Here is a 10269-nt window from a genome sequence, read left to right as displayed (position 1 = left end):
CCATCGTTACATTCAACTTATTTTGGAACAAAGCTATATCCACACCAAAGTTGTATTGCTCGATTCTCTCCCACCTGATACTTGGATTTGCCAGGGAGGTAAGGGCTACAGCAGGAACGATGGTGTTTTGGCCAATATGATAATCAAGGCCGGTATTGTAAGTCTGCTCGAAAATATAATTCCCGATTCTATCATTGCCACTGATACCCCAACTACCTCTAACCTTCAAATCAGAAAACACATTGGATCCCGCAAGGAAACTTTCTCTTCCTATGTTCCAACCTGCTGATACAGATGGGAAAGTACCGTAACGGTTCTCAGGACCGAATTTGGATGAACCGTCCCTCCGCAAATTGAATTCAAAAAGATATTTTTCCTGATAGTTGTAATTTACTCTTCCAAAGAAGGATTGCCACGCTTCTTCAGCTGCTCCTCCACTAACAGATGGGTTTAATACACCACCACCACTAAACTCTTGGATATTATCAGTCGGGAACCCCTCAAGTGAACCATTAAAGCCATCTACTTTATCATAAATAATAGAGTGACCCAACATAAAGTTGAAATTATGGGATTCATTAAATGACCTGGAGTACCTAAGAATATTCTCGTTCATCAACCTATAACTGAAATTTAGATTATTACTCAAACTGTTAAGAATATTTTGATTTACAATATTACCTTCCCAGTCTCTAGTAGTTCGGGTTGGACTGAAATTTGAAATATTTTCAAAGTTTAAATTCAAATTACCACTTGTTTCAAAAAATAGCCCTTCCGCAAGTTTGGCACTAAGCCCGATCCTTTCACTGAAGTTGATATTATCACTTTCAAAATCTCCAATGAATCCTGTTTCTAAAACATTGTTAATTGGAAATGAGAAGTTTACATTTTCATAAGCTCCATCTACAAACCCCAGTTCTCCATTTGGATAACGTACAGGAACGGTTGGTGATGATCTCTGAAATTGGTTGATTATACCGGTTTCACCAGTGATTGCTCCCGCACCGCCCCTTGGCCCTCTGAATTTAGTCCAGTAGGCATTCATGACATTTGTAACTGTCAACCAATTATTTGGTGTGGCTGTAAGGTTGATACCCAATGTATATCTCTCATTTTGAAATTTGCCTTGTACAACAGCCTCTTGGTTAAGGTAACTTAAAGACACCCTATAAGTAGTTCTATCAGTTCCACCGGAAAAACCCAAATAATGGTTTTGTATTGGCGCATCTCTCAAAGCAACATCCGCCCAATTGGTATTTGCATACCTTTCTGGCATCGTTCCATTTCTAATTGCATTAATAGCTTCTTCAGAATATCTTAACGGTGCGTCAGGGCCATTGAAGTTGAGGTCCCTTTCATTTCTCAAGAGCGCATAGTCTACACCATCCAAATATTCAGGGACAACAGTTACTCTCTGAAAACCTATAAAGCTGTTATAATCAACAGAGAATTTTCCTTTGACTCCTCTTTTGGTAGTCACTACGATGACACCATTTGCTCCTCTTGCTCCATAAATAGCTGATGCGGATGCATCTTTCAGAACCGATATACTTTCAATATCAGATGGGGATAGGTTGTTGAATTCCCTTAAACCATCATATTGAATATTGTCAATCACCACTAGTGGATTGGTCCCACCAAAAGACCCTTGACCTCTTATTATGATACCTGATTGATCAGATCCTGGAAGTCCACTTCCTTGGGTCAATTGAACACCTGCAAATCTACCATACATCAATTGTCCTGAATTGGTTACAGGTTGGTTGACAGCATCATCGAATCTGACTGTTTCGACAGCCCCTGTAAGGTTGAGCTTTTTCTGCTCTCCATAACCCACCACCACAAATTCATCCAATAATGCCTCACTTTCCATCAGTTTGATGTTGAGGGTTGATTGGTTTCCAACTTGGATTTCCTGAGAATGGTATCCTATAAAGCTGAATACCAAAAAAGATTCCGATGATGGCACCGCAATCGTAAATCGACCGTCGATATCTGTGACGGTTCCACGGGTGGTTCCTTTGACTGTGATTGAGACACCCGGCAATCCATCACTTTCAGTTTGGGAAACTACAGTTCCCGAAACTTGTCTGCCCTGCTGGGCCTCGGCTTGATTAGCTATACCAATAAGTAAGGGTAAGATTAAGCATAAACTCCCTCGCCAGCAATGCGAAAGAAAACTATCAAGTCGACTCTGGGTAAATAATGAGTACATAGACATTTATTTAGGTTTATTGTTGTTGTAGAATTTTTCTACAACCAAATATCTTTTTTATCCAAGATTTGGAAGGGTATCAATCATTCAACTTGGGGGTGAAATCATTCAAGTTTTAAAAAAATGCTGTTTAGAGGGCATAATGCACGTTTTTGAGGATGATATTATCTAATACCTTCCAGAATCTTATTTTTATATTCTGATGGAAGACAACCAAATTGTTGTTCAAATGATTTTTTGAAGTACTTGTAATCATTGAAACCGGATTCATGTGCCACCTGACTCAACTTGATATCAGATTGAAGGATAATCTGGGCTGCATTCTTGAGTTTGATAGATCTGATAAAACCTGTAAGTGATAATCCTGTTAGGGATTTTATCTTCCTAAAAAGTGTCGATTGACTCATAAAAAGTTCATCCACCATGGTCTCAATCCCGAAATTTTCATTTTGGATATTATCATTGACCAATTTGATGGCTTTTTCTATAAACTCTGCATCAAGGGTGGATTCATGAACTTCTTCGGTATTTGGTTGGAACCTGACCTTATTGAAAAAATATTCTCTCAGTTTTCTCCTGTTTTCCAGAATGTTGGCAATTTTGGTTTTGACTATACCTGGATTAAAAGGTTTGGTGATGTAATCTTCAGCTCCTGTTTGTAATCCTTCCAATTCATAGTCCAACGAGGTCCTGGCTGTAAGAAGAATCACTGGGATGTGGGAAGTGCCGATATGACCTTTTATTTCCTGACAAAGCCTGATGCCGTCCAAATTAGGCATCATCACATCGGAAACTACCAAGTCCGGCATTTCTCTAAGGATAATAGACAGTGCATCTGCCCCATCTTCAGCTTCAAGAATTTCATATTCATCTTTGAGAAGTTCCCGCAAATAACTTCTGATATCTTCATTATCATCAGCTACCAAGATCGTGAATGGTTTTTCCTTTTTGGAATCCGCTTCGCTTTCCAACAGGTCAAAATCCAAATCTTCATGCAAACCCAGGGATTTGCTGTTCAATGTCAGGATTGTTGATTTGTATTCCTTAGGCTGTGAAGATGGTATAGGCAATTCTAAAAAGAACGTTGTTCCCCGATCAAGCTGACTCTCAATATTAATAATTCCCCCATGCAAGTCCATGATATTTTTGGAAAAAGCCAATCCGATACCGCTACCGACCATTTTGGCGGAATCTGAATGTTGTACCTGAAAAAATCTATTGAAGATTTTTCCCTTATTTTCTTCTGAAATTCCGATACCGGTATCTTTCACAAAGAGTTTGAGTTTGTCGTTGCTTACATCAATTTGCAGACTTACTTTACCCTGATCCTTGGTATATTTGAATGCATTGGAAAGAAGATTACAAATGACTATTTCCATTTGATCTCTATCAAAATCCATCATGAAACTTTCGGCATTGCTGTCAAAATGATAGCTGATTTTCTTTCTTTTGGCGACATTTTTGAAGCTATGGAAAATCTCTCTGCTAAATCTCACAAAATCCGAATTGGTCAGTTTTAGCTTCAAAAGGCCATGTTCTGATTTCCTGAAATCCAACAACTGATTGATCAGAGTCAGCATTCTTTTTGAGTTAACCTCAATCAATCCAAGTTTTTCTTTGACCGTCTTTTCAAGTTCAAAAGACTCTAAAAGCTCTGTAACTGGGCTAAGAATTAAAGTCAAAGGTGTTCTGAATTCATGTGAAATATTGGTGAAAAAGGTAATCTTGGCTTCGTTGAGTTCGTGTTCCTTTTCTTTTTCTATCTGAATGATTCTCAGTTCAGCTTCCAACCTTGCCTTCCTTCTGGATATATATCTGATCAAAAACATGATAGCAACTGCAAACAAAAAATAGATTATAAAAGCATACCAGGAATACCAAGGTGGAGTAGCTATATGGATTGCCAGTTTTTTTTCATGGCTCCAATCTTGATTGTTTCTACTGGCTTTGACTAGAAGTTCGTACTTCCCGGGTCTTAATCCTGTGAAATTAATTTCATTTTTAACTCCTATATTCACCCATTCTTCATTCATGCCTGACAACTTATAGGTATATGTAATATTGTCGGGTCCAAAGAAATCATTGGCAGCAAAACTCAAAGAAAGATGATTTTGGGCATAGTTCAGATCAATTTTTTCAGTGTTTTGAATAGATTGTTGGAGGACAACCTTACCTTCTACCAACTCACCAACCTCCAACGAACGATTGTTTACTATCAGTTTTGTGAAAACGATATCAGGAATGTTGAATTCATCCGATATTTTTTCAGGATTAAATGTGATTATGCCATTTGAGCCTCCAAAATACATCACCCCATATCGGTCAATTAAGGATGACCCAATATGGAAAGCATTGATCATCACTCCATCTTCCCTATCATAATTGATAAAGTTTTTAAGATCCTTTTGGTATTTGGTAATTGAAGTAGTGGTACTTATCCAAATATTACCCGTTTTATCTTCTTCAATAGAACAGATAAAATCATTGATCAATCCATTGTTTCTATCATGAAATTCATCCAAAATCAACTTATTATCCTTATATGTAAGTATGCTCAGACCTGTAGGTGTTCCTAAATAAATTTTATCCTGACTGAGATGTATATCATTGATAATCACACTGGAAACCTGTTGTTTTAACAGACTTTGCTGGTTGTAAAAACGGTCATTATCCGGATCATATAGATTCAGGCCTCCATAGGTCGCCAGCCAGATATTTCCCTGATTATCCTCTTTTACATTACTGATTCTATTATTGTCCAATACCCTCTGATTCTCAGACTCAGAATAGATTTTAAGTGACTGTAGTTTGGGATCCTGCTCAAAGTCTGTCATTTTCAAACCCCTTTCCTGAGTACCTATCCAAAGTCTATTTTTGGAATCAAGTAAAACCGTAGTCACTTTTTCTTTGGGAAGAACTCTAAAAGCCTTCGAAAAATCTTGATTTTTAACAACGTATAATCCAAAAGAAGTACCAATAAAAAGTGAATTTTCTTTTTCATAAATGGTGTTCACCTTTCCATTGAAAATCTGGGGAATTTTTTGGAAAACATCAGCATTACCTCTTACAAATAATCCCTCCGTCAGAGTGCCTTTATATAGATTATCCGCATTGTCCTTGAAAATCGAGATGATGTTTTGGTCAATCTGATTTTCCCTGTCATTTCCTGTAATCAACTGAAAGCCTTTATTGGGATAAAGAATCAATACCCCACCATGGGAGGTGGCCAGCCAAGCAATTCCATTTTGGTCTATATCAATGTCCAAAATTATTGAGTAGTTGATATTATCAAAATTACCTCCTTGGGGATTTGTGTTGATTTTTTCAAATTTGGTGATTTCAGGATCACTTATGTACAAGCCATCACCCCAGCTCCCAAGCCATAACCTTTGTCTACTGTCAATAGCCAATGATTTGACAAACCTCGCCTCTAATTCAATCGGGTGTTGTACAATCATTTGGGTTTCGAAATCGAAACTGCCCAGTTTCACTTTCCTTCCGAAATTACCCACTAACCAAAGTTTGTTTCTTTGCTCATCTTCAATGATGTTAAAAAACAAGTTTCCTGTCGGAAATCTGAGTAATCGGGATTCGGAAGGATCATATTTATGCAAGGTAACACCTGCAACGAACCATACATTTTCATGCCTGTCTGTGAGGATTTTATAAACCGGTTCATTCATGGGGTAATGTATAATCAATTTGTCCTCAACTGGGTCAACCACATACACTCCATTTCCCCAAGTACCTATCCACATATTGCCATCTCCTCCTTGGCTGATAGAGATTACCCTAAGTTTTTTATTAGGTGTACTGGAAAAAACATGGTTCAGACTTTTTATCTTGTTTGTTTTTGTATTGAAAACCGAAACCCCACCCTCTTTGGTGCCTATCCAGATATTGTTCAGCTTATCTTTAAAAAGTGTTTCAATATTTTCATTTTCCAATTCTGGAAAATCTTTACCTGGCCTGTACCCGGTAAACTCATACCCATCAAATTTTGAGACCCCTCCTTCGGTAGCAAAGTATTTAAAGTTATAATCATCACTGATCGTCTTGGTCACGAAATTGCTCAACAAGCCTTTCCTTACATCTATAAAGTCGATGGAAAATTCTTCATTACTCTTTATTTGGCCATGGGTCAAAATCGAAAGAGTCAAAAAAAGGTAAAGAAATAATAGCCTTTTCATGATCATTTTGGGTATAATGCGATGATAATATAGCAGTTTTGATTATTAAAACTGGAATAGGTAGGTGATTAATTTGGTTTTAATGATAAGCGTATCAATACAGATAATTAGTTTTGTAGCAGCCTCAAATTTGTATCAGGTTATTAAATACAAGTTAAAATGAAGTCAATTTGTTTACGGGGTGAAATAAATCAACCGTTAGGGCTATTCAACCAAAAAGTGATTCAAGTTAGCAGATCAATTGATTGGTAACCATATTCAAACTATTATTGAATAGATAATCTACATATCTGGAGCTAATTCCTTTATCAGTCAAAAAAATGACCCGAAACATCATAGCGCCCAAAACCTTTGCCATTGTTGTAATTTTCTTTATCTCGGCCATTCTACCTTCAATATCAACATTGGCGCAGGAAGATACCAAACCAAACGTGGTGTTCATTTTGGTTGATGATTACGGTTGGATGGATGCCGGAGCTTATGGAAGTAAATTCTATGAAACTCCAAATATTGATCAATTGGCAAAAAACGGCATAAAATTCACAAATGCTTATACGGCTTCTCCTGTTTGTTCGCCTACCCGGGCAAGTATCATGACAGGAAAATATCCTTCCAAAACCTATAATACAGATTGGTTTGGCGCTCCCCAACCCTGGAATTACCAAAAGCATTGGACAAGGAACAAACCATTGATACCGGCTGAGTACAGTCCTAATATGGCATTGGAGGAATATACCTTGGCAGAAGCATTTAAAGATGCCGGATACAAAACTTTCTTTGCAGGCAAGTGGCATTTGGGAGAAACAGAAGAACATTGGCCAGAAAGTCAGGGTTTTGATATCAATATTGGAGGAAATGAAAGAGGTGCGCCATCTACAGGAAATAAGTATTTTTCTCCCTATGACAATCCAAGAATGGAAAATGGTCCTGAAGGGGAATACTTGCCTTTACGGTTGGCACAGGAGACCGCTTCTTTCATTGATAACAATAAAGAAGATACTTTTTTCGCATACCTTTCTTTTTACTCGGTGCATACACCATTGATGACTACAGAAGAACTTGTACTGAAATACCTCAGGAAGCGGTCCAAACTGAACCTGACAGATGAGTTCGAGCTTGAATATGCAAACAAGAACAGAACGACTCAAGCGCATGCCGTCTATGCCGGAATGGTTGAGGCGATGGATACTGCGGTCGGGATGGTGTTGGAAAGTCTGGAAAGAAACAATTTATTGGAAAACACCATTATTGTTTTTTTCTCGGACAATGGAGGCCTTTCCACGGCAGAAGGAAGTCCAACATCAAACCTCCCCCTCAGGGCAGGAAAAGGATGGCTGTATGAAGGGGGAATAAGGGTTCCTATGATCATATCCTGGAAAGATCAGATACTTGCTGGTATTGAAAATAAAACCCCTGTTATCAGTATGGATTTTTACCCAACGTTGGTTGATATGGCAGGATTAAAAGACAGTTTTAAAGGTAATGGAGAAATAGACGGAGTCAGTTTAATGCCTCTTCTTAAGGATCAATCAGGATCATTAAGGAGAGAAGCACTATATTGGCACTATCCTCATTATGGCAATCAGGGAGGAAATCCCGGGTCTGTGATTCAGGAAGATGGCTGGAAGCTAATTTATTTTTATGAAGACGAAAGAATCGAGCTATATCACCTGGAAAATGATCTAAGTGAAAGAAATGACCTTGCTTCGAAAGAAAAAGAAAAATCAACTTACCTGAAAAACAAACTGATGGATTGGATTAAAAGCACCAAGGCCAGACTTCCTGAAAGGAGATCGGAAGAATAACCCAATTTCCCAATAGCTCTTATAAAAAATCAAAGCCTCCTCTTATTCGGATTCAAATTCAAATAACTGATCAACTCGTCATATCTTGAAGCCATGTCCCTGTAATAGACGAATACCTCATACTCGTTTTCAGTTTCAAAATAATTCCCTTCAAAAGAACTCATATCCCAGCCTTCATCTGTCTTAAAAGCATATTGGTAATCATACCAACCCTGCTTCAGCAATAAAGTGGCCTGATAGGTATTGGTCTTTTTGTTAAGCTCCATCTTAGCGGAAGGTTCATTGCCCCATTGGGTAAATGCGCCGATGATATAAGGTGTTTGCTTTAGGTTTTCCGCGGCAAGATTGAAGGTGACCAGCATGTATTCGCTTTCGCGTTCATGATTCTGTCGCTCCAGGTTCATAATGGCAAATTGCCCGTTCATATCCAGGTATTCAGAATAAACCCCCTGAGGTCTTGGCTTATCAACCACAGCTTCTGCATAGACGATATCATCTTCCATTCTGACCCAAGAGATATTCATCCCTTTGGCACGGACAAATCTAAGGTCTACAAACCTGAATTCATTGCCGCCCCAAAAAACATTGCTTCCATCAAAAAGCTGGTATTCAATCATCTTAGTATCTTCCCTGATCATTGTGGGATTGCCAAGTACCCGGCTGTTGTCCCACCTTTGGTTTTGCCGGATCATGACACGAAGGTTATTTTTAGGATCAAATAGTTCACGGGCCTTGTAGTTCAGGTTAATGTTGATCTGCTGAACCTGCCTCCTGTTTTCTGTTTGGCTAGGCGGAACTACCCTGGCAGCTAAATTGGCTATTTTCTGAAAAACCATAAACCTTTTGGTCAAAACAACCTGATTCTGGTCTCTACCTCTGTACACAATCAAGGCATAGTTCCCGGATTTGGTAACCCTGGGAGTGACAAAATTATAATGAATATAAGGCACCCTGGTATCGATGGCATAATTGTAATCCAGGATATTGAATTCGTTGTATTCATTGAGGAACTCAGGTTCTTTGAGATCCGATGGTGTCCAGTCAAAGTTACAATGTACCACTTTGACAGAATACATATCAGGGTCATAAGCCAAATCATCAAAGGACAGGTTGAGGACTCCTGAGTTCAACTCAATGACTGGGGAATTCATCTGAGCGGCAAATTCACTTGACCGTGGAAATAACCTTACGGATTGGATATTTTCCTCGAAAACGCGATCCTCATAGACCTTTTGGGCTGAAACGGAAAATGAAAAAGTCAACAGGATAATAAGTAATAAAATTCTGGTCTGCATTGTAATTTGGGTTTTTATTGGCTTCAATATAAAAAACTATGCCAAAATCAGGAAATGGTTTCCTGAAGTTGGCCAATTTCTTCTACCAGAGTTTCCCAATCAGTATTTAACTTTGTTTCCTTTTCTTTTAACTTGTTGTATTCCTGATTTATAGCATTGAGTTTTTCACTATCTTCATAAACTTCACTATCAGCCATTTGGGCTTCAAGGTTTTTTTTCTTCTCTTCTAAATCAAGGATTTTTTCTTCAATCACTGCCAGCTCCTGTTCTTTCTTTTTGAGGTCGTTTTTGGCCTGCAAACTTTCTGTTGGATTGAACTCTCTTTTTTTCACTTCGGGTTTTGGAGTGTTTTCAGGTTTTTTGGATTCAACGGGAATCAGTTCTTGTTGAGATTTCCAAAATACATATTCATCATAAGTTCCTGGATATTCTTTGATCTGATTGTTTTCGATGTACCAGATTTTATTGGCAACGCCACGGATAAAATGCCTGTCGTGGGAAACAGTTATGAAAGTACCTTCATACTGTTCCATGGCCTGTATCAGGATATTGACAGACTGCATGTCGAGGTGATTGGTCGGTTCATCCAAAAGCAGGAAATTGGCTTCTGAAATCATGGTTTTGGCCAAAGCAACTCTTGATTTTTCCCCTCCTGAGAGTACCTTGATTTTCTTAAAAACGTCGTCGTTGGTGAAAAGAAAACAGCCCAAAACATTCCTCAATTCAGTTTCGGTTTTCTTGGAACCTGCCTGCACCATTTCCTG

5 protein-coding genes are annotated in these 10269 nt (G+C 38.4%); 1 reads left to right on the top strand and 4 read right to left on the bottom strand.

Annotated elements, in window-relative coordinates; genetic code table 11:
- Window positions 1-2215: SusC/RagA family TonB-linked outer membrane protein (locus ACEW8U_RS14825; protein WP_373522831.1), on the bottom strand; the 2215-nt coding region annotated here is incomplete at its 3' end.
- Between the two features lie 164 nt (window positions 2216-2379).
- The gene (locus tag ACEW8U_RS14820; protein WP_373522830.1) at window positions 2380-6405 is read right to left on the bottom strand and encodes a two-component regulator propeller domain-containing protein; all 4026 of its coding nucleotides are present in this window, start codon (window positions 6403-6405) and stop codon (window positions 2380-2382) included.
- A gap of 320 nt (window positions 6406-6725) precedes the next feature.
- Between ACEW8U_RS14820 and ACEW8U_RS14815 the strand changes: the two genes are divergently transcribed.
- A complete protein-coding gene (locus tag ACEW8U_RS14815) occupies window positions 6726-8210 on the top strand; it encodes a sulfatase (protein WP_373522829.1) in 1485 nt (494 codons plus the stop codon).
- A gap of 29 nt (window positions 8211-8239) precedes the next feature.
- On the opposite strand, the gene ACEW8U_RS14810 is transcribed toward ACEW8U_RS14815, so the two are convergent.
- Both ACEW8U_RS14810 and ACEW8U_RS14805 read right to left on the bottom strand, forming a co-directional pair.
- The gene (locus ACEW8U_RS14810; RefSeq protein WP_373522828.1) at window positions 8240-9505 is read right to left on the bottom strand and encodes a type IX secretion system plug protein domain-containing protein; all 1266 of its coding nucleotides are present in this window, start codon (window positions 9503-9505) and stop codon (window positions 8240-8242) included.
- Between the two features lie 47 nt (window positions 9506-9552).
- The coding region (locus tag ACEW8U_RS14805) for an ATP-binding cassette domain-containing protein (RefSeq protein WP_373522827.1) at window positions 9553-10269 on the bottom strand (717 nt) is incomplete at its 5' end.

It is taken from the genome of Aquiflexum sp. (genome assembly GCF_041751335.1).
Taxonomy (GTDB): domain Bacteria; phylum Bacteroidota; class Bacteroidia; order Cytophagales; family Cyclobacteriaceae; genus Aquiflexum.
The sequence above is the reverse complement of the archived record's forward strand: the minus strand, read 5'-3'. Positions and strand labels throughout refer to the sequence as shown.